Raw genomic sequence first — 19549 nt, 5'->3', positions numbered from 1 at the left:
AAGCCGCCGGGCCCTTTGCTTTTGCTGGCGCATCAGGCGGTAGCCTGTAGTCTTACGGGCGAGCGCTCCCGCAACTGACCGGAACGAGTCGAAGAACCTTGGGTCCGATCCTCCTCGCCTTTGCCGTCGCCGCCAATGCCGCCGCGGCCATGATCCTGGAAATCGCCGCGGGGCGGCTTCTCGCCCCCTACTTCGGCATGTCGCTCTACAGCTGGACCACGGTCATCGGGGTGGTGTTGGCGGGCCTGACCCTCGGGCATTGGCTCGGCGGCTATCTGGCCGCCGCCGAGGGGCGGGCCCTGACCCGGCGGCTTTCGCTCTGCTTCTGGGCCGGTGCGGCAACCTCGGCGCTGGTTCTGCCGGTTCTGTCCTTGCTGGTCGGCGGGACCGGCTTGCGGGACCTGCCACCCGCGCCCGCCATCGCGATCTCCGGCTTCGCCGCCTTCTTCCTGCCCAGCCTGCTGGCCGGGCTCGTCCAGCCCATGGCCACCAAGGCTGCGTTGGAGATGCTTGGCGCAGATGCCGATGGCCGCGCCACGGGGCGCGTCCTGGGCCGGATGCTGGCCATGGGCGCGCTGGGTTCCATCCTCGGCACCTTCCTCGCGGGGTTCGTCCTGATCTCCTATATCGGGTCCAGCGGCACGGTCTGGCTGGTCGCCGGGATCAATGCCGTGCTGGGTGCGCTTTTCCTGCCGCCCCTGGCGCGCTTGCTGGGTCTGGCCGGCAGCGCCGGGGCGCTCGCCCTGTTCCTGCTCACGCCGCTCGGCGGCGCGGCCTTCCAATCGCCCTGCGATGAGGAGAGTCAGTACTTCTGCATCCAGATCGACCCCGCCGATAACATGACCGGAAGCCCCTCGCGCCTCATGGCGCTCGACCACCTCGTGCACTCGATCAACGACCGCGACGAGCCTCAGTTGCTGGTGAGCCCCTATCTGCATCTGGTGGACGAGATCGTCTTGCGGCTCTTCCCAAAGGGGCCGGAGAACGCATTCTTCGTGGGCGGCGGAGGCTTCACCCTGCCACGCGCCTGGCAGGACCGTTGGCCCGGCAGGCCCCTGACGGTGGCGGAGATCGACCCGGCCGTGACCGCCGCGGCGGAGGCCTCGCTCTGGTTCCAGGCGGCCCCGGATACCGAGGTCGTCGCCCGAGACGCCCGCGTCGCCCTCGCCCGCTCCGCCCAGCGCTATGACGTGATCTTCGGCGACGCCTTCAAGGACATCGCCATCCCCGCCCATCTGGTGACCCGCGAGTTCCACGATCTGGTGGCCGCGCACCTGACGGACGGCGGGTTCTACGCCCTCAACCTCGTGGACAATCCGCAGGAGCCGCGCCTGCTCTCCTCCATGGTGCTGACGCTCTATCAGAGCTTTGAGACGGTCGAGGTCTGGGTGGCCCCGGACGACATCGCCGGGGCGCGGCGCGCAACCTTCATTCTCTTCGCCTCCAACAGGCCGAGCGGCCTGCCGAACCACCTGCGGTCGGCCCAGGGTTACGAGCGACGCTGGGCTCAGATCGAACTGTCGCGCTTGCCTCTCGAGGAGATGGGCGTCTTGCTCACCGACGATTTCACGCCGGTCGACCGGCTGTTGTCGGAACTCTGGCTCGAAGGCGAATAGCCGAAAGAGGCGTCAGCCGCCGCGCTTGTGTTGCTGACCGAGGTTGACGTAACCCTCGACCGACTTGGGGAAGAAGGCGCGTTCCGCTTCGTTCAGGTCGCGGGCGTACTTGGCGGGGCTACCGGTCCAAAGCTGGCCGCTCTCCACCCGCTTGCGCGGCGTCACCACCGCGCCGGCCGCGACCATGGCGCCGCCTTCCACGAGCGCTTCGTCCATCACCACCGAGCGCATGCCGATGAAGCACCCGCTCTCCAGCGTGCAGGCGTGCAGCAGCGCCATGTGGCCGATGGTGATGTCGTCCCCGATATGGGTCGGCACGCCGCCCCCGGTCTCGCGGTAGTCGCCGCTGCGGTCCTGATTGCAGTGGATGACCGTGCCGTCCTGGATGTTGGTGCGCGCGCCGATGCGGATGCTGTTGACGTCACCACGGATCACGCAGCCATACCAGACGGAGGATTCGGGGCCGATCTCCACGTCGCCGATGACGACCGCGTCGTCGGCGATGAAGGCGCTCTCGTGGATTCTGGGCGTCACTCCGCGGAATGTCTTGATCAGTCCGGCCATGGCGGTGTCTCTTTCCCCCTGCTGCTGATGATGCCCAATCGGGCTCGGCGGCTAAGGCTTTGCCGCCCCTGATGGATTGCTGTATTTAGGGGAAGCAAGCGCCGGAACGCAAGGAAAGGGAGGCAAAAGCCCCATGCGCGCCATCTTCGTCATGGTGAAATGCGACCTGGGCCGCGCCTATGACGTGGCCGCCGATGCGGTGGACACGCTGGAGGAGGTGTCGGAGGTCTATTCGACGTCAGGCCAGTACGATCTGCTGATCAAGTGCTACTTGCCGGAAGACTCCGATATCGGCCACTTCGTGACCGACAAGCTCCAGACCCTGGACGGCGTGCGCGACACCTTCACGCTCATCACCTTCAAAGCCTTCGCCTAGGGACGCCTAGGCGCCCTCCTTGAAGCACCAGTAGCGATCCGTATCCAGGCCGGTGATCTTTCCCGTGCGGGAATAGAGCTCTTGGTAGCGCCCCCTGAATTCATCGTATTCCTCTTTGGTCAGGGAGTTCTCCGTTTTCGATACATTCTTCAGGTCGTGGATCTTTGGGGCCTTCAAGGGAAGGCCGAGATAAGCGCCCAGTTCCTCGCGCGTCCGGTCGCTGAAGAGACGCTCGAAGAGATCGATGTAGACACCCTCCTCGCCGAAGACCGATCTGGCCCGCTTCACGATTTCCGGATAGTCGGCCCGCAAGAAATCTCCGGGCTTCAACTGGTTGGCCTTCATGGCAGCCAGTTCTTGATCCCTGGTCGGCGTCACCCCTTTCTTCTTGAAGGTCATCCGGACCATGGACTGCAGACGATAGACAGGGTCGCGCATCAAAAGCAGAGGACGCACCGCTATGGAGCGCTCTTCGAACCCGTCCTTGATGAGCTTTAGCACCTGGACCGGCAAGGCCGAGTAGGCCGGAGTCATGTCGCCGGTCAAACGGATGCCGGGTTTGGACAAACGGCCGGTGAAGTAGTCGAAGTAGGATTCCGGGTTCACCATGAAGTTCACCCGCTGGATGACCCGGTATCTGATTTTCGCCGGCTGCTGTTGCACATCGTCCAGCAAGCGCTGAATCGCCGCCTCCTTGCCCTTGGACCAGGGCTTCACATGGACGCAATCGAAGATGTGATACTCCTTGGCGAACCCGAAATCGGCGAAGCGGTGGCTGTTCAGGTAGTCATGGAGCCATGTCGTCCCGCACTTCTGCGATCCGAGACAGAGCACGAAGGTCTTATCCCCCGACGCGGCTTCTTTCAGATTGCGGGAGCGGCCAAGTAACATGAAAGGTTTCCGATCCAACCGGGCAGAGGACTGCGCCCACCGAAAGCGCCCCCTGTCGAGCAAGTAACGCGGGTCGAGTTGCGGGAAAACCGTAGCATCAAGGAACCGGGCATACACGAAAAAGGGCCGCTCCGGAGAGCGGCCCTGTCGTCTTCGCGTCTTTCAGCTTGCTGCTTAACGCTTGGAGAACTGGAAGGAACGGCGGGCCTTGGCGCGGCCGTACTTCTTGCGCTCCACCGCGCGGCTGTCGCGGGTCAGGAAGCCTTCCTTCTTGAGCACGGCGCGCAGCTCCGGCTCATAGCGCATCAGCGCCTGGGAAATTCCGTGGCGAACGGCGCCGGCCTGACCGGAAAGTCCGCCGCCCGTGACCGTGCAGACCACGTCGTACTGGTCGCTGCGGCCCGCCACCTGGAAAGGCTGGCTGATCATCATGCGCAGCACCGGGCGGGCGAAGAAGACCGTCTGGTCCTTGCCGTTGACGGTGACCTTGCCGCTGCCCGGCTTGATCCAGACGCGGGCGATGGCGTTCTTGCGGCGGCCGGTCGCATAGGCGCGGCCCTGGGCGTCGATGATCTGCTCGCGCAGTTCGCCCTCGCCGGAAACGGCGCCGGTGGCGTCGCCCAGATCGGAGAGGTCATTGAGGGTCTGTTCCTCGGCCATGATCAGGCGCTCCTCTTGTTCTTCACGTTGCGGGCGGCGAGGTCCAGGACCTCGGGCTGCTGCGCTTCATGGGGATGCTCGGTGCCGGCGTAGACCCGCAGGTTCTTCATCTGCTGACGGCCGAGCGGGCCCTTGGGCAGCATGCGCTCGACGGCCTTCATCACCACGCGCTCGGGATGCGCGCCATCGAGGATCTGCTCCATGGAGCGCTCCTTGATGCCGCCCGGATGGCCGGTGTGCCAGTAGAACTTCTTGTCGGTCAGCTTGTTGCCGGTCAGCTTGACCTTTTCGGCGTTGACCACGACGACGTTGTCGCCGCAATCCACATGCGGAGTGAAGCTGGGCTTGTGCTTACCGCGCAGGATCACGGCGACCTGCGTGGCCAGACGCCCGAGAACGATATCCTCGGCGTCGACGAGCACCCACTTCTTCTCTACCTCGGCCGGCTTGGCGGAGTAGGTTTTCATGGTTCTTGCTCCTTGGAAGACCGCTCCTCAGGCAGCAGCGCCGCCGCCCCTTCGGAACCTTCAAAAACATCAGGGAGCGGGCCTTCCGGTCCGCTCCGTTGGATGCGCTGTTTAAAGAAGCGCCATCCCTCTGTCAACGGAATTTAGCGCCGAAAAAGAGTAACTTATCAATGGGGTATCTTATTACCCCACATTATCGCTGTTCGCTCGGCGGAATGGAATAGGTCCCGGTGGCATGGGCGACCAGGTGCTGCTCGTCCGCGCCTTCGGAGCGCAGGTGCACCTCCCCCACCGCCAAGCGCTGGCCCAGCTTCATCAGCCGCGCCTCGGCCAGGATGTCGCCGGGCTTGGGGCGCCGCAGGAAGTTGATCGAAAGGTTGGTGGTCACCGCCAGCTCGACCCGTCCGATCGCAGACATCACGGCCACGTAGAGCGCAAAATCGGCGACCGTCATCATGGAGGGGCCGGAAATGGTGCCCCCGGGCCTAAGATGCAGATCCTGGTGCGGCAGGCGCACGCGGCACCAGCCCTCCCCGATCTCCTCGGTCTCCAGATTCAGTTGGACCGCCCAGGGCAGCTCCGTCCCGATGATCTCCGCGACCTCTTCCTTGGTGATCTTGACCAACGCCTGCCTCCCGTTGAACCGCCGGACCCTTTCCCCGGAGGGGCTATCCTGATACCCCTTGAAAGCGCCATTGCCTAGGGTCCAAATCGAGAGTCTGTTTTGAACGAGGAGGCACCATGACCGATCAGCTGCTGAACCGCGAGGATCGCGAGGGCGTCGCCTGGCTGACCTTGAACCGCCCGCAGGCCTACAACGCGCTGTCCCTCGGGCTTATGGAGACCGTCAGTGACGAGCTCGATAAGATCGCCGGCGACCGCTCGGTCCGCGCCGTCGTGATCGCGGGCGCCGGCAAGGGCTTTTGCGCGGGCCACGACCTGAAGGAGCTGCGCGGAACCCCGACCAAGGCCTTCTATCAGGAGACCTTCAAGGCCTGCAGCCGCATGATGCTGACTGTCGTGCGCCAGCCCCAGCCGGTAATCGCCCGGGTGCATGGCATCGCCACGGCCGCCGGATGCCAACTGCTGGCGAGCTGCGATCTGGCGGCGGCCAGCAAGACGGCGCGCTTCGGCACGCCGGGCGTCAACATCGGCCTGTTCTGCTCCACGCCCATGGTCGCCCTTTCCCGCAACGTCGGGCGCAAGCAGGCCATGCAGATGCTGCTGACGGGCGAGATGATCGACGCCGAGACCGCGCTTTCCTTCGGCCTGATCAACCAAGCGGTGCCGGAAGAAGACCTGGACGGCGCGGTCGAGGCCTGGGCGGATAAGGTGAAATCCAAGTCCTCCCATGTCCTGAAGATCGGCAAGGAGGCCTTTTACCGGCAAGCGGAGATGGACCTGGAGGACGCCTACGCCTATACCGCTCAGGTCATGGTCGAGAACATGCTCGCCAAGGACGCCGAGGAAGGCATCGACGCCTTCATCGAGAAACGCAAACCCCAGTGGCAGGACGCCTGAGCGCGGCCCCGAAGAAGGCATTCATGAGCCAGACGCCCCTCACCTATCGCAACGGCGATATCCTGAACATTCTGCGGGAGACCAAGACCATCGCGATGGTCGGTGCCTCCTCCCGCTGGTCCAGGCCCTCCTACTTCGCCATGAAGTACCTTCAAGGGAAGGGCTACCGGGTGATCCCGATCAACCCGCGTGAAGCGGGCGAGGAGATCCTCGGCGAGACGGTCTACGCCAGCCTCGCCGAGGCGCCCGGCCCTTTCGAGATGGTGGACATCTTCCGCAATTCGGAAGCCGCCGGTCCGGTCACCGACGAAGCCATCGCCCTGGCCAAAGAGAAGGGCATCAAGGTGATCTGGATGCAGCTCACCGTGCGCAATGACGAGGCGGCGGCGCGGGCCGAGGCCGCCGGCCTGAAGGTGGTGATGGACCGCTGCCCCAAGATCGAATGGGGCAGGCTCAATACGGAGCTTTCCTGGGGCGGTTTCAATTCCCGGGTGATCACGGCCAAACGGCGGAAGGTGTAAACGCGATGAGCGGACAGGACGACAACAAGCGCCCGGAGCCCGAGTTCGGGTTCGAGACCCGGATGATCCATGCGGGCAGCCAGCCCGAGCCGATCACCGGCGCGCGCCAGACGCCGATCTTCATGAACACCTCCTATGTTTTTCACGACGCCGATCACGCCGCCTCGCTCTTCAACCTGCAGGCTTTCGGTTTCCTCTATTCGCGTCTGACAAACCCCACCGTGGCGGTCCTGGAGGAGCGCATCGCGAGCCTGGAGGACGGGCGCGGATCGACCTGCACGGCGTCGGGCCACGCCGCCCAGCAGCTGGCCCTCTTCACCCTCATGGAGCCGGGCGACCGCTTCATCTCGGCAACCCGGCTCTACGGCGGCTCCATCACCCAGTTCGGCAAGACCTTCAAGAAATTCGACTGGCACTGCGACTTCGTGGACGTGGACGAGCCCGAGGAGGTGCGCAAGGCGCTGACCCCCAAGACCAAGGCGATCTTCGTCGAGTCCCTGGCCAACCCGGGCGGCGTCATCTCCGATCTGGAGACGCTGGGCAAGATCGCGGAGGAAGCGGAGATACCTCTGATCGTGGACAACACCATGGCCACGCCCTACCTCTGCCGTCCCTTCGAGTGGGGCGCCAGCCTGATCACCCACTCCACCACCAAGTTCCTGTCAGGACACGGCACGGCGATGGGCGGCGCGGTGGTCGACAGCGGCTTCTTCGACTGGGGCAAGCCTCATCTTCTACGAGACCTTCGGCGACATGGCCTTCACCATGCACACGCATGCCGTGGGGCTGCGCGACCTGGGCGCCACGCTGTCGCCCATGAACGCCTTCGAGACGCTTCTGGGGATCGAGACGCTGGCTCTCCGCATGGACCGGCACTGCGCCAATGCGCAGAAGGTGGCCGAGTTCCTCGAGCAGCACGAGGCGGTTGCCTGGGTGTCCTATGCCGGCCTGAAATCCAGCCCCTATAACGCGCTGGCGAAGAAGTACATGCCCAAGGGCGCCGGCTCGGTCTTCACCTTCGGCCTGAAAGGCGGCTACGAAGCCGGGCTGAAGCTGGTGGAGAGCGTCAACCTCTTCAGCCACCTCGCCAACATCGGCGACACGCGCTCGCTGATCCTGCACCCGGCATCGACCACCCACCGGCAGCTGACGGACGAGCAGCGCGACGCGGCGGGCGCCGGCAACGACGTGATCCGTCTCTCCATCGGGCTGGAGACCGTCGAGGACCTGATCGCCGACCTGGATAGGTCCCTGGCCCAAGCGACGAAGTCTTAGTCCGGGCGAGAAGGCCGCAGGCCCCTACTCCGCCGGCTGGGCGGCCGGTGCTGCTTGGCGGTCCCGACGGTCCGGGATGAAGCTGGAGGCCAGGAAGGCGACAGCCATCGCCATGGTGGCGAAGAGGAAGACCCAGGTGAACTCACCCGTGTTTCCCTGCACCGCGGCGACCAGCTTCACGGCCAGCGGGCCGGCGGAAAAGGCGAGGACGAACTTGGCGCCGTAGGCGAGAGAGCGATGCTTCTGCGGCGTGAAGCGCGCGAGCAGCATGTTCTCCGCGGGCAGGACCGAGGCGTTCAGGAAGATCGCGCCCAGCGCCCCCAGCACCAGCGGCAGACCCAGCGAATAGGCGACCAGCATGTAGCAGGGAACCTGGAGCAGAAGGCCGGTCAGGTAGAGCCGCTTGACGTTGACCCGGTCGGCGATGCGGCCACCGAAGTACTGCATGGCGCCGCCCACCGTGTAGAGCGCGGCCACCAGCGCGCCGACGCCCAGAGCTCCCTCACCCAGGTACTGGCCCAAGCGCAGATCGAAGAGCTTGGGCAGCGAAGACTGCGTCGCCTGGAACACCAGACCGATGCAGAACATGGAGAGCATCAGGAGCAGGAAGGCGCGAATGCGGTCGGAGCGGCTGGAAGGCTGCTCGGGCGCCTGATCCACCGCCTCGTCCCGGACCCGGCCGCTCGCCAGGCAGTAGAGGAGCGCAAAGCCGGTCAGAAGCGACACAATGCCCGGCACGATGAAGGCCGCACGCCAGCCGAAGCCGTCGATCAGCGCGCCGGCCACCAGCGCCGAGGAGGCGATCCCGAAACTGCCGAAGATGCCATTGATGCCCAGCGCCTTGCCCCGCTCCTTGGCCGAGCGCACCACCCAGGCGATGCCCACCGGATGGTAGATCGCGGCGAACAGGCCGATGGCGGTCAGCCCGACCCAGAGCGCCGTGGTGCCGTCCGAGAAGCCGCAGAAGATGGAGGCGGCGCCCATGCCGAGGAACATCACGGTCATCATGCCCGGCGCCGACCAGCGGTCGGCCAGCCAGCCCGCGGGCAGCGCGGCGAGGCCGATCAGAAGCGCGCCCAGCGTCCAGAGTTCCAGAAGATCGGCATAGGGCAATACCCAGGCCTCCTCCAGCGTCACCACGATGACGAAATAGAAGGCGGCGAACAGGTGCATGTAGCTGTGCCCCAGGCAGGAGAACAGCAGCGACAAGCGCGCGGAACTGGGCTGTGAAAGCGACATGACCCGGATTATCGCGCGCGCCCGCGGCGCGGACAAGCCGTGCCCACGGCATGGCTGCCTTGCGGCGCGGGGGAGGCGCGGGGGCGGCGGCGCTGGTGTTTCCCCTTCCCTTGCCGTAGATTAGGGGACGAAGGGGACGACATGGATCGCTTGGGAGGGCATCCATGCGTGAACAACACGCCGTGGCGAGCCCACGGCCTGTCGAGCTGCAAATCGCCTGGCTGAAGCGTGGCTTGACCCAAGCCGGCGGCAAGTTGCCGTGGTTCGACAACCCCTTGAAGCCCGACTGGATGGTCTGCAAGCTGACGGCCCGAGGCCGCCGGGTGGCGGTATCCGGCGATGAACGGGCAGCGCAGGGGAACCAGAGCCGTGGCGACCATCAACTACCTAACGCGTATTTCCTTTGATTTCGGCGCGCTTGCGTCCCTGAAAGACGAGCTGGCGGCCCTGGGGGTCGAGCGCCCGTTGATCGTGACCGATCCGGGGCTGAAGGCCTCCGGGCTTCTGGACCAGCTGCTCGAGGTGCTGGGGCCGGACCTGCGCCAGCGGGCCGCCGTCTATGACAAAACCCTGCCCAACCCGACTGAGGCCCAGGCGCTGGAAGCAGCGGCCCTGCTGCGCGAGGCGGCGTGCGACGGCGTGGTCGCGCTCGGCGGCGGCTCCTCCATGGATCTGGGCAAGGCCGTGCGCCTGCTGGGCGACCACGAGCCGCCCTTGTCTCAGTACGCGCTGGTTGAAGGCGGGCTTCAGCGGCTCGCCAAGCCCTTCAGCCGCCCCTTGATCGCCATCCCCACCACCGCGGGGACCGGCAGCGAGGTGGGACGCGGCGCGGTGCTCATCATGGCCGACGGGCGCAAGCTCGGCATCCTCAGCCCGCACATGCTGCCCAGCCTGGCGCTCTGCGACCCCGAACTGACCGTCGGGCTGCCCGCGGGCCTGACGGCTGCCACGGGGCTGGACGCGCTCGCCCACTGCATCGAGACCTTCCTCTCCAATGCCGTCAATCCGCCCGCCGATGCCATCGCCCTGGACGGCATGGCCCGGGTCTGGAGCCACATCGAGCGGGCGGTGGCCGACGGCGGCGACCGCGAGGCGCGCTGGAACATGATGATGGGCTCCATGGAGGGGGCCATGGCCTTCCAGAAGGGCCTGGGGGCGGTCCATGCCCTCTCCCACCCCCTGGGCGCGGACGAGACCCTGCGGCTCCACCACGGCACGCTGAACGCCGTGGTGATGCCTGCGGTCATCCGCTTCAACGCGCCGGCCGTGGGCGACAAGCTGGAGCAGGTCGCAGCGGTCATGGGGCTCACCGACGACAGCGCAGAGGCCTGCGCCGAAGCGCTCCTCGCCATGAACCGCCGCCTCGGCATCCCGGAGGGACTTGGCGCCATGGGCGTCGCCGAGGCGACCCTGCCCGCCATCGCCCAGGCCGCCCTCAAGGACCACTGCCACGCCACCAACCCCCGCAAAGCCAGCGCCGCCGACTACGAGGCCATGCTGCGGGAGAGCTACTAATTGCCCGCCACAGCAATTTTCAACAAGGTTAGGAAGAATTGGTCGGAGCGGCAGGATTCGAACCTGCGACCCCTTCACCCCCAGCGAAGTGCGCTACCAGGCTGCGCTACGCTCCGACCGTGGCCGCCGAAAGGAAAGGCGGGTGAAGAAGGCCCCTATATAACGGGGCGACGGGGCCATTGCAATCGCCGAAAACGCATCGAAAGGAAGAGCCGCCGTCAGTCGCGCGAAAGGCTGTTCAGCTCGCTCCTGAGCGCTTCCAGCTCGTCCATCATGGACTTCAGTTCGCGCTTCTTCTCCGGGGCCAGACCGGCCTCCGCGCTGCGCTTGCTCTCGGCCTTCGCGCCGCTGGAGGCGGCCTTCTTGGCCGTGGAGGCGGCGGTATCGGGCGCCAGGTCCTGCTTCTTGACCTGTCCCTCGCGCAGCAGCTTCTGAACGCCCTTGATGGTGTAGCCGTCCTGATAGAGCAGGTCGCGGATCTTGCGCAGAAGCTCCACGTCCTCCGGGCGGTAGTAGCGGCGTCCGCCGCCCCGCTTCAGAGGCTTCACCTGAGAGAATTTCGATTCCCAGAAGCGCAGCACGTGCTGCGGCACATCGAGCTCGTCCGCCACCTCGCTGATGGTGCGGAAGGCCGCCGCCGACTTGCCGTTGCTTTTCGCTGTGGCCATCGCCTGTCTCCTTCAAGGGTCCCGAGATCAAGGGCCCCGGGGTCCAAAGCCCCGCCCTTACATCCAACCGTCAGGACTCGTTGATTCGTTCCTTGAGGACATGGGAGGGGCGGAAGACCAAAACCCGGCGAGGCAGGATCGGCACCTCTTCCCCGGTCTTGGGGTTACGGCCGATCCGTTGGCCCTTCTCGCGCACGGAAAAACTGCCGAACGAAGAAATCTTCACCGTCTCCCCGCGCACCAGCGCATCGGAGATTTCGTCCAGCACGCTTTCCACCAGATCGGCGGACTCGTTCCGTGATAGCCCGACCTCGTGATAGACAGCCTCGCCCAGCTGCGCACGGGTAACCGTTTCGCCCGTCATTTTTTCCCCCTGTCATACGTTCGTTGAGCGACGTTACACCAGGCTGGAAAGAGACGTCAATTTATTAAGTCAACTCAGGGAGATAGGAGACAACATTTAGATATCGCGCGAGTCGCGAAAGAGATGGATGGAAGTTAATCCATCACTTGAAGTTGTCGCAGTTAAAGCCTTGCTACTGCGGAACCCCAGGTGAAGCCGCCGCCCATGGCTTCCATCAGCGCCAGCTGACCCTCACGGATGCGTCCGTCGCTGATCCCTTCGTAGAGCGCGAGCGGTATCGAGGCCGAGGAGGTGTTGGCGTGCTTGTCCACGGTCATCACCACCTGATCCATGGGCAGGTTCAGCTTTCGGGCCATCGCTTCGATGATGCGCGAGTTGGCCTGATGGGGCACCAGCCAGTCCACTTCGCCGGGCGTCAGGTCGTTGGCGTCCAGGGCCACGTCGATCGCCTGGGCCATGTTGTTGACGGCGTGGCGGAAGACCTCCTGCCCCTGCATCCGCAGGTGCCCGGTGCTCTGGGTCGAGGAGGGGCCGCCGTCCACGTAGAGCGCGTCGTGGTGACGGCCGTCGGAGAAGATATGGGTGGAGAGGATGCCGCGGTCGGCCTTGTCGCCCCTGCCCTGCTCGGCTTCGAGCAGCACGGCGCCCGCGCCGTCGCCGAACAGCACGCAGGTGCCGCGGTCCTGCCAGTCCAGGATGCGCGAGTAGGTCTCCGCCCCGATCACCAGGACCTTGGAGGCGCCTCCCGTCTTCACGAAGTTGTCGGCGACGGCCAGGGCATAGACAAAGCCCGAGCAGACCGCCTGCACGTCGAAGGCGGCGCCCCGCGTCATGCCGAGCTGCGCCTGCACGCGGGTCGCCGTGGCGGGAAAGGTCTCATCGGGCGTGGAGGTGGCCATCACGATCAGGTCGACCTCCTCCGCCTTGCGTCCGGCGTTCGCCAGCGTCTGAATCGCGGCCTCGCGGGCCAGGTCGGAGGTCATCTCGCCTTCCGCTGCGATGTGGCGTGCGCCGATGCCGGTGCGCTTGCGGATCCATTCGTCCGAGGTGTCGATCATCTTCTCGAGATCGGCGTTGGTCACGATGCGCTGCGGCAGATAGTGACCGCAGCCGGTGATCCGGGACCTCAGCACAGTCATCAGACGGCCTCCGCTGCTGCGTCGCCGCTTTCGCCGGAACCACGGGACAGCTTGCCGAAGTCCTCCTGAAGGCGGGAGATGAAGTTCTCCCGCGCCAGATCGACCGCCAGCCCCACGGCGTTGGCGAAGCCCAGCGCGTCCGTGCCGCCGTGGCTCTTCACCGTGATGCCGTTGAGGCCGAGGAAGATCGCGCCGTTGTAGCGCCGCGGGTCCAGCCGGTGGCGCAGCTTGCGCATGGCCGCGCGCGCCAGCAGGTAGCCAAGCGAGGCGAAGAAGGAAGAGCGGAAGGATTGGCGGAGGTATTCGCTGACCAGCTTTGCGGTCCCCTCGGCCGTCTTGAGCGCGATGTTCCCGGTAAAACCGTCGGTGACGATCACGTCCACCGTGCCCTTGGCGATGTCGTCGCCCTCCACGAAGCCGTGGAACTTTCCCGGCAGGCCGGTTGAGCCGCGCAGGATCGCCGCGGCGTCCCAGAGCTGCTCGAACCCCTTCTTGTCCTCCGAACCGACATTCAGGATGCCGATGGTCGGGTCGATACGCCCCAGCACCAAGCGCGAGAAGACCGACCCCATGATCGCGAAATCCACGAGGTTGTCGCTGTCGCACTGGACGTTCGCGCCCAGGTCGAGCATGACGGACTCGCCCTTGATGGTCGGAAAGAAGGAGGCAATGGCGGGACGGTCGATACCCGGCAGGGTCTTCAGCACGAACTTTGCCATGCCCATCAAGGCGCCGGTGTTACCGGCGGAGACCACGGCCTGAGCGCGGCCTTCCTTGACCGAGTTGATCGCCAGACGCATTGAGGAGTTGCGGCCAGAGCGCAGCGCGACGGAGGGCTTTTCCTCCGAGGCCACCACGTCGTCGGTGTGCACCAGCTCGCAGATTTCCGAGAGCCCTTCGAAGCGCTCGATCAGAGGCTGGACCTCGGACTCGCGCCCGAAGACGAGGAAGCGGACCTCCGGAAAACGCTTACGCGCCAACTGAGCGCCGCGCAGCACCATCTCCGGGGCGGCATCGCCGCCCATCGCATCCAAAGCGATGACGATTGCTGCACTCACGGGACCCGCTGCCTGACTGTTGTCAAAAAAGACGAAAGGGCCGTGGGGCCCTTCGAGACTGGCTCATCACACAGTCCGATCAGTGCAACGAGCCGGCCTGGAGTCCGTCAAGTCAGACGGACTCGGCCTCGACGACCTCACGGCTGTCGTAGTGGCCGCAGGCCGGGCAAACGTGATGCGGGCGCTTCATCTCGCCGCAGTTCGAGCACTCGTTGGGGTTGGACTTGCCCAGCGCGTGGTGAGAGCGGCGCATGTTGCGCCTAGATTTAGAAATCTTCTTCTTAGGAACAGCCATGGCTTGCCATCCTTTTCAAACTCTGTGGTTCCGCAGCGGCTTGCTGCGCAAACCGCCCGCTTGTAGCCAAAATGCCCGGCAACAGCAAGCCCCCTAACAATGAGAAGTCCTGCTGCAGCGGGATCGCCCACCCTCCAGGCCAGCGGCGTAGCGCCTTGGGCTTCAGGAGGGCTTCTTCCCCTTCAAATCCGCCAAGACGGCAAAGGGGTTGTCTTTCTCTTGCTCCTCCGGCTGACCAGGCTCGTCACCCAGGGAGTAATTCAGCGGCGCCAGCCCCGGCTTGCGGGGATAGGGATCGAGCGCCAGCGCCAGCTCCTCGCTCACCACCTCACCGAGGTCAAGGTCCGCGTCGCCCAGCGGCTCCGGCGGATCGTCGCCCTCGGGGTCGATGTCCTCGACCTCCGCCTGCCGCGCCGCCCTGCCCTGCAGGTAGCGCCGCGACAAGGATACACGAACCTGCGCCCCGAAAGGCTCGTTGGTCACGACGCAGGTCTGGACCAGCGCCGCTTCCAGTTCGCCGCTGAGACGGATGACCTCGGGGCCCTCGCGCTCCAGCAGCAGTTCCGCCGTCAAACTCTCCAGTTCCACCAGGCCCAGGCGGCGGGCCAGCGCGGCCCTTTCATCCGGGCGCGCCTTCAGGCGGATTTCTTTGGTCGCCGCGCCCAGTCCCGCCGGGTCGAAAAGGCGGCTGAACTCGGATGCGCTGTGGTCGGACATTTCCGAAACTTCGCCCTTACTAGAAGCGTCTATGAGCAGCCAGGGGCTCAGCGGAAGGCCGGGAACATACGGGAGAGGAGCAGACGGGTCAACGGCTTTAAAAGCGCTGAATTGAACGCCTAACCGAGTGTCCTGGAAGGCTCTGCGAAGGCCGCCTCCCCGGCGAGCAGTCCGGCGCCCGCCTGGGCGTCCAAATGCGACGCCTGACCGCGCAGATAGCGCGCCATGGCGGAGAGCGGCTCCGCGCCCACGTCCGGCAGCGTGCCATAGAGGTTTCGCCTCAGCGCGTCGGCGAGCGGCTTTTCGCCTTCCTGCTCCATGGCCGCCTCGTAGGCCGCGATCCGGCCGGAAAGCGCCTGGGCCATTTTCTTGACCCGCTTGGCCACGCCGAGATCGCCGACGCCCATTTCGCGGAGGGAGCGGTCCATGTCGGCGAACATGGCGTCGTAGAGCGCCTGGGAGGTCGCGCGCGCCTCGCCGCCGGTCTCCTGCTTCAGGCGGCGCAGCAGCAAGAAGACATGCAGGCAGATCATCTCAAAGCGGCCGTCCAGGCTGTCTGGCACTTCCAGCCGTTCATAGAAGACCGCTTGGCGCGCCTGGGCCACCGCTTGCCCGTAGAGAGCGCTGGCGGCTTCCTCTTGAGGATTGCTGCGGTTGAAGAAGTCTTTCAAACCCATGGCGCGGTGTCTCACTTACATGTTCCGGTCATCTGGAGGTTTCACCTAAAGCAGTACCATGGTTTTTGCCAGCCCCAGGCGACCGAGTGACGCAATGGAAGCCCGCGGCGCAATGAAGCGGCCGGGAAAACGCCCGGCTTGCCAAGCACCGGGTTCAAGCGGTAAGCAGTGAAGATGCAGTTGCACGGCAGCTCCCTGAAGGAAAGGCCGCAGAACCGATGAAAGCCAACCTCAAGTCCGGTCGGCGTCTGATGGGCGCAGCCCTCCTCGGCGTTAGCCTGCTGGCGCTCGGCGCCTGCTCTTCCGAGGTGCGCGTGCGCGGCAACCTGCCCGACCTGGAAGACATCTCGGCGATCAATCCCGGCATCGACACGCGTCGCGACGTGGCGGCCAAGCTGGGCACGCCGTCGGCTCTCTCGAGCTTCGAATCCGGCACTTGGTACTACATCGGCTCGCGCGAGGAGCAAGGCGCCTCCTTCACCCTGCCCGAGGAGATCGAACGCTCCGTCCTGATCGTCACCTTCGACGATACCGGGATCGTCCAGGCGACCGAGCTGCGCACGCTGGAAGATGGCCAGGAGATCGAGATCGTCGAGCGCGAGACGCCGACCGAGGGCCAGGAGCTGACCGTCTTCGACCAGATCTTCGGCAACATCGGCGAGTCGCTCGGGCGCCGTCAGGTCGAAACGGGCCTTTAGTCCATAAGGGCCGGTGCAGGCCCGAAGAGTTATCGCAACGAAAAACCCCCGGAAAGCCGAAGCGCTTCCCGGGGGTTTTCTTAGCCGTCCAACGAAGGACGCTGCCGCCTTTCGGCTTAGTGGGCCAGGATGGCCAGCAAGAGCAGCGCCACGATGTTGGTGATCTTGATCATCGGGTTGACGGCGGGACCCGCGGTGTCCTTGTAGGGATCACCCACGGTGTCGCCGGTCACCGCGGCCTTGTGGGCCTCGGAGCCCTTGCCGCCGTGGTTGCCGTCCTCGATGTACTTCTTGGCGTTGTCCCAGGCGCCGCCGCCGGCGGTCATGGAAAGCGCCACGAAAAGGCCGGTGACGATCACGCCCAGCAGCATCGCGCCCAGCGCCGAGAAGGCAGCGCCCTGCCCGGCGATCAGGTCGATGATGACGTAGAGAGCGATCGGCGACAGCAGCGGCAGCAGCGAGGGGACGATCATCTCCTTGATCGCCGCCTTGGTCAGCATGTCGACGCAGCGGGCGTAGTCGGGCTTGGAGGTGCCCTCCATGATGCCGCTGTTCTCCTTGAACTGGCGCCGCACTTCCTCGACCACCGCGCCGCCGGCGCGGCCCACGGCCATCATGCCCATGGCCCCGAAGAGGTAGGGCAGCAGGCCGCCGATCAGCAGGCCGACCACCACGTAGGGGTTGGCCAGCGAGAAGTTGGTCGGCACGTCGGAGAAGTAGAAGGCCAGATCCTCGGTGTAGGCCGCGAAGAGCACCAGCGCACCCAGACCGGCAGACCCGATGGCGTAGCCCTTGGTCACGGCCTTGGTGGTGTTGCCGACCGCGTCCAGGGCGTCCGTGGTGTTGCGGACGTCACCTTCGAGTTCGGCCATCTCGGCGATGCCACCGGCGTTGTCGGTGACGGGGCCGAAGGCGTCGAGCGCCACGACCATGCCAGCCAGGGCCAGCATGGCGGTGACCGCGATGCCGACACCGTAGAGACCGGCGAAGCCGTAGGTGGCCAGAACGCCGATCACGATGACCAGCGCGGGCAGCGCCGTCGATTCCATGGAGACCGCGAGGCCCTGGATTACGTTGGTGCCGTGACCGGTCTCGGACGCCTTGGCGACCGAGCGCACCGGGCGGTAGTTGGTGCCGGTGTAGTATTCGGTGATCACCACGATCAGGCCGGTGATGACGAGACCAGCCAGCGCGCAGAAGAAGAGGTCGAGACCGGTGAAGGTCGCGCCGCCGCCCGTGTACTCGGTGGTGAAGCCGACGGAAAGCGCGTTGGCGATCAGGATGCCGGGGATCGAGAGCACGCCGGTGGCGATGAAGCCCTTGTAGAGCGCCCCCATGATGGACTGGCTGGCGCCAAGCTTCACCGCGTAGGTGCCGACGATGGAGGTGATGATGCAAACGCCACCGATCAAAAGCGGGTAGAGCATCAGCTCGGAGACCATCGGCGAGGCGTTGAACAGGATCGAGGCCAGAACCATGGTCGCGCCGATCGTGACCACGTAGGTCTCGAACAGGTCGGCGGCCATGCCCGCGCAGTCACCCACGTTGTCGCCCACGTTGTCGGCGATCACGCCGGGGTTGCGCGGATCGTCCTCGGGAATGCCCGCTTCGACCTTACCCACCAGATCGGCGCCCACGTCGGCGCCCTTGGTGAAGATGCCGCCGCCCAGACGGGCGAAGATGGAGATCAGCGACGCGCCGAAGGCGAGACCGATCAGCGCGTTGGCGACCTCGCGGTCGGCCGGCTGGCTGCCGGTGGCCAGAAGCAGCGCGAAGTAGACGCCGATCGCCAGAAGCGCCAGGCCCGCCACCAGCATGCCGGTGATGGCGCCCGCCTTGAAGGCCATGTCCAGCCCAGCCGCAAGGCCCTTGCTGGCCGCGGCCTGCGTGGTGCGGACGTTGGCGCGCACCGACACGTTCATGCCGATGAAGCCCGCCGCGCCCGACAGGATGGCGCCGATGGCGAACCCGATGGCGACCGACCAGCCGAGCACGAAGATGCCGATCAAGAAGATCACCACGCCAACCACGGCGATGGTCATGTACTGGCGCTTGAGGTAGGCGCTGGCGCCTTCCTGGATCGCCGCTGCGATCTCCTGCATGCGCTCGCTGCCGGCGTCGGCGGAAACCACCTGCTTCGCCGTGATGTAGCCATAGGCCAGGGCCGCCAAGCCGCAGGCTATGACGATGATGAGTGAGATGGTCGTCATTGAACTTCCCTTCTTTGCGCTACACGCAAAAGGCGCCCGGCCCCTTGGGGAGCTTGGCCAAAAGGCGCCGATTTCCCGGTTTGGAAGGATGCGGACTCGAAAAGTCCGGTCTCCGTTCCTGTCCCCCTAAAAAACGGGGCGGAAAATGACAGACTTACCAGCGTAAAGCAACTGCTAGGCGCGCCTTTGCGGAAGGCCCTCTCCCGTGCACGCGCAAAGCGCCATCCCAATCAGAGGACTGAGGAGTGGCAGCGGCGGAGAAGCGGCGGCGGAGAAACCGCCAGCCGCGGGCGAGACGCTAGACCGCCTCGCGCAGCCGCAGGCCCGCTTTGCCGAGAGCGCCCATCTGCGGCTGAACGCCCTCGATACCCGCCAGGCGCAGCATGTGCCAGGCGAGAGCCTGATTGCTGGCGAGGACCGGCTTGCCGATTCTCCGTTCGGCCTCCGCCAGAATCTCGACCGCCGGCAAGGCGGTGCAGGAAATCACCACGCCGTCGCTGTCGCTATCGGCCCCCATGGTGACCGCTGCCTCCAGCACCGATCCGGGGTCGATCCGCGCCACCAGACGGTCCGCGGTCTGGTTGAAGGAGCCCACCCGGCAGACGGTCGCGCCGCCCTCTTCCAGGCGTGCGCAGGTATCGTCCGAGACCGCCTTCATATAGGGGCTGACCAGCGCCACGCGCCGTAACTCCAGCGCCGCCAGCGCCGCCTTCAACGCGGAAAGGGGGTTTGTGACCTCAACGCCGGGATAACCTTTGCGCACCTGCTTTGCGACATGCGCCTCACCCATGGCCGCCGTGCCCGAGGTACAGGCATAGGCGATCACGGGGAGCGAGGCCTGCGGCGGGAAGAGGCTTGCAGACTGCGGCAGCGCCTTGCCCATCTCCAGCAGGGTCTCCGGCGTGATGGCGTCCGGGCTCGGAATGCGGCTGTGCAGCACGCGAACGCCCTTGGCGGGCATCAGGCGCCGGAAGTCGGACTCGATGGTCTCGTCCACCTGCAACACGATAAGCCCGAGGTTGACCGGCTCGCTCGCCGGGTCCTGAAGGCTGTAAGGCAGTTGTGTCGTCACGGGGGG

General features: G+C 65.6%; 22 protein-coding genes, 1 tRNA gene and 1 pseudogene. 8 read left to right on the top strand and 16 right to left on the bottom strand.

The window, feature by feature from the left end; genetic code table 11:
- Nucleotides 1-98 precede the first annotated feature (98 nt).
- Nucleotides 99-1616, top strand: coding sequence for a fused MFS/spermidine synthase (locus tag P8X75_03620; protein MEJ1994289.1), 1518 nt, complete (start codon nt 99-101; stop codon nt 1614-1616).
- Nucleotides 1617-1628: 12 nt separating this feature from the next.
- Here P8X75_03620 and P8X75_03615 read toward each other — a convergent pair whose 3' ends face one another.
- Nucleotides 1629-2180 carry a gamma carbonic anhydrase family protein gene (locus P8X75_03615; GenBank protein ID MEJ1994288.1) on the bottom strand — a complete coding sequence of 184 codons (552 nt, stop codon included), beginning with the start codon at nt 2178-2180 and terminating at the stop codon, nt 1629-1631.
- A 133-nt stretch (nt 2181-2313) separates the two neighbouring features.
- Between P8X75_03615 and P8X75_03610 the strand changes: the two genes are divergently transcribed.
- Nucleotides 2314-2556, top strand: coding sequence for an Lrp/AsnC ligand binding domain-containing protein (locus tag P8X75_03610; protein ID MEJ1994287.1), 243 nt, complete (start codon nt 2314-2316; stop codon nt 2554-2556).
- A gap of 6 nt (nt 2557-2562) precedes the next feature.
- On the opposite strand, the gene P8X75_03605 is transcribed toward P8X75_03610, so the two are convergent.
- The 4 genes from P8X75_03605 to P8X75_03590 form a co-directional block, all read right to left on the bottom strand.
- Complete coding sequence (locus tag P8X75_03605; GenBank protein MEJ1994286.1) at nt 2563-3447, bottom strand: hypothetical protein; 885 nt, start codon at nt 3445-3447, stop codon at nt 2563-2565.
- Between the two features lie 174 nt (nt 3448-3621).
- Nucleotides 3622-4107: a 30S ribosomal protein S9 gene (gene rpsI / locus P8X75_03600; GenBank protein ID MEJ1994285.1), complete on the bottom strand. Its 486-nt coding sequence runs from the start codon at nt 4105-4107 to the stop codon at nt 3622-3624.
- A gap of 2 nt (nt 4108-4109) precedes the next feature.
- Nucleotides 4110-4574: a 50S ribosomal protein L13 gene (gene rplM / locus P8X75_03595; protein MEJ1994284.1), complete on the bottom strand. Its 465-nt coding sequence runs from the start codon at nt 4572-4574 to the stop codon at nt 4110-4112.
- Between the two features lie 193 nt (nt 4575-4767).
- Nucleotides 4768-5199: a PaaI family thioesterase gene (locus P8X75_03590; GenBank protein ID MEJ1994283.1), complete on the bottom strand. Its 432-nt coding sequence runs from the start codon at nt 5197-5199 to the stop codon at nt 4768-4770.
- Between the two features lie 116 nt (nt 5200-5315).
- Between P8X75_03590 and P8X75_03585 the strand changes: the two genes are divergently transcribed.
- The 3 genes and pseudogenes from P8X75_03585 to P8X75_03575 all read left to right on the top strand — a co-directional run bounded on the left by P8X75_03585 (nt 5316) and on the right by P8X75_03575 (nt 7891).
- On the top strand, nt 5316-6095 hold the full coding sequence (locus P8X75_03585; protein MEJ1994282.1) for an enoyl-CoA hydratase: 780 nt from the start codon (nt 5316-5318) through the stop codon (nt 6093-6095).
- A 23-nt stretch (nt 6096-6118) separates the two neighbouring features.
- Nucleotides 6119-6616 (top strand): CoA-binding protein, encoded by a 498-nt coding sequence (locus P8X75_03580; GenBank protein ID MEJ1994281.1) that lies wholly within the window; start codon nt 6119-6121, stop codon nt 6614-6616.
- Nucleotides 6617-6621: 5 nt separating this feature from the next.
- Nucleotides 6622-7891, top strand: a pseudogene (locus P8X75_03575) (aminotransferase class I/II-fold pyridoxal phosphate-dependent enzyme).
- 24 nt (nt 7892-7915) lie between these two features.
- Here P8X75_03575 and P8X75_03570 read toward each other — a convergent pair.
- Nucleotides 7916-9130 carry an MFS transporter gene (locus tag P8X75_03570; protein MEJ1994280.1) on the bottom strand — a complete coding sequence of 405 codons (1215 nt, stop codon included), beginning with the start codon at nt 9128-9130 and terminating at the stop codon, nt 7916-7918.
- Between the two features lie 164 nt (nt 9131-9294).
- Here P8X75_03570 and P8X75_03565 point away from each other — a divergent pair, with 164 nt between their 5' ends.
- Together P8X75_03565 and P8X75_03560 are read left to right on the top strand one after the other, a co-directional pair.
- Nucleotides 9295-9537 carry a hypothetical protein gene (locus tag P8X75_03565; GenBank protein MEJ1994279.1) on the top strand — a complete coding sequence of 81 codons (243 nt, stop codon included), beginning with the start codon at nt 9295-9297 and terminating at the stop codon, nt 9535-9537.
- Nucleotides 9500-10645 (top strand): iron-containing alcohol dehydrogenase, encoded by a 1146-nt coding sequence (locus P8X75_03560; protein MEJ1994278.1) that lies wholly within the window; start codon nt 9500-9502, stop codon nt 10643-10645. The genes P8X75_03565 and P8X75_03560 overlap by 38 nt, the downstream gene beginning before the upstream one ends.
- 39 nt (nt 10646-10684) lie before the next feature.
- Here the strand turns inward: P8X75_03560 and P8X75_03555 are convergent.
- From P8X75_03555 to P8X75_03520, 8 genes are all read right to left on the bottom strand, one after another.
- Nucleotides 10685-10761 (bottom strand) — tRNA-Pro (locus P8X75_03555).
- 102 nt (nt 10762-10863) lie between these two features.
- Nucleotides 10864-11313 (bottom strand): MerR family transcriptional regulator, encoded by a 450-nt coding sequence (locus tag P8X75_03550; GenBank protein MEJ1994277.1) that lies wholly within the window; start codon nt 11311-11313, stop codon nt 10864-10866.
- A gap of 70 nt (nt 11314-11383) precedes the next feature.
- Nucleotides 11384-11677, bottom strand: a complete 294-nt coding sequence (locus tag P8X75_03545) for an integration host factor subunit alpha (GenBank protein MEJ1994276.1) — start codon at nt 11675-11677, stop codon at nt 11384-11386.
- Between the two features lie 161 nt (nt 11678-11838).
- Nucleotides 11839-12816, bottom strand: coding sequence for a ketoacyl-ACP synthase III (locus tag P8X75_03540; protein MEJ1994275.1), 978 nt, complete (start codon nt 12814-12816; stop codon nt 11839-11841).
- Nucleotides 12816-13874, bottom strand: a complete 1059-nt coding sequence (plsX, locus tag P8X75_03535) for a phosphate acyltransferase PlsX (GenBank protein ID MEJ1994274.1) — start codon at nt 13872-13874, stop codon at nt 12816-12818. The genes P8X75_03540 and plsX overlap by 1 nt, the downstream gene beginning before the upstream one ends.
- 112 nt (nt 13875-13986) lie before the next feature.
- Nucleotides 13987-14169 carry a 50S ribosomal protein L32 gene (gene rpmF / locus P8X75_03530; protein ID MEJ1994273.1) on the bottom strand — a complete coding sequence of 61 codons (183 nt, stop codon included), beginning with the start codon at nt 14167-14169 and terminating at the stop codon, nt 13987-13989.
- A gap of 162 nt (nt 14170-14331) precedes the next feature.
- Entirely contained in the window at nt 14332-14886 is a 555-nt protein-coding gene (locus P8X75_03525) for a DUF177 domain-containing protein (protein ID MEJ1994272.1), read from the bottom strand.
- Nucleotides 14887-15005: 119 nt separating this feature from the next.
- A complete protein-coding gene (locus tag P8X75_03520) occupies nt 15006-15563 on the bottom strand; it encodes a ubiquinol-cytochrome C chaperone family protein (GenBank protein MEJ1994271.1) in 558 nt (185 codons plus the stop codon).
- A 218-nt stretch (nt 15564-15781) separates the two neighbouring features.
- On the opposite strand from P8X75_03520, the gene bamE reads away from it, so the two are divergent.
- The gene (gene bamE, locus P8X75_03515) at nt 15782-16261 is read left to right on the top strand and encodes an outer membrane protein assembly factor BamE (protein ID MEJ1994270.1); all 480 of its coding nucleotides are present in this window, start codon (nt 15782-15784) and stop codon (nt 16259-16261) included.
- Nucleotides 16262-16377: 116 nt separating this feature from the next.
- Here the strand turns inward: bamE and P8X75_03510 are convergent, their stop codons facing one another.
- Nucleotides 16378-18471 (bottom strand): sodium-translocating pyrophosphatase, encoded by a 2094-nt coding sequence (locus tag P8X75_03510; GenBank protein MEJ1994269.1) that lies wholly within the window; start codon nt 18469-18471, stop codon nt 16378-16380.
- 298 nt (nt 18472-18769) lie between these two features.
- Nucleotides 18770-19543, bottom strand: a complete 774-nt coding sequence (locus P8X75_03505) for an Asp/Glu racemase (protein ID MEJ1994268.1) — start codon at nt 19541-19543, stop codon at nt 18770-18772.
- Nucleotides 19544-19549: the final 6 nt, after the last annotated feature.

The sequence above is a fragment of the Limibacillus sp. genome (assembly GCA_037379885.1).
Taxonomy (GTDB): Bacteria; Pseudomonadota; Alphaproteobacteria; order Kiloniellales; family CECT-8803; genus JARRJC01.
This window is presented reverse-complemented; position numbering and strand designations above follow the sequence as displayed.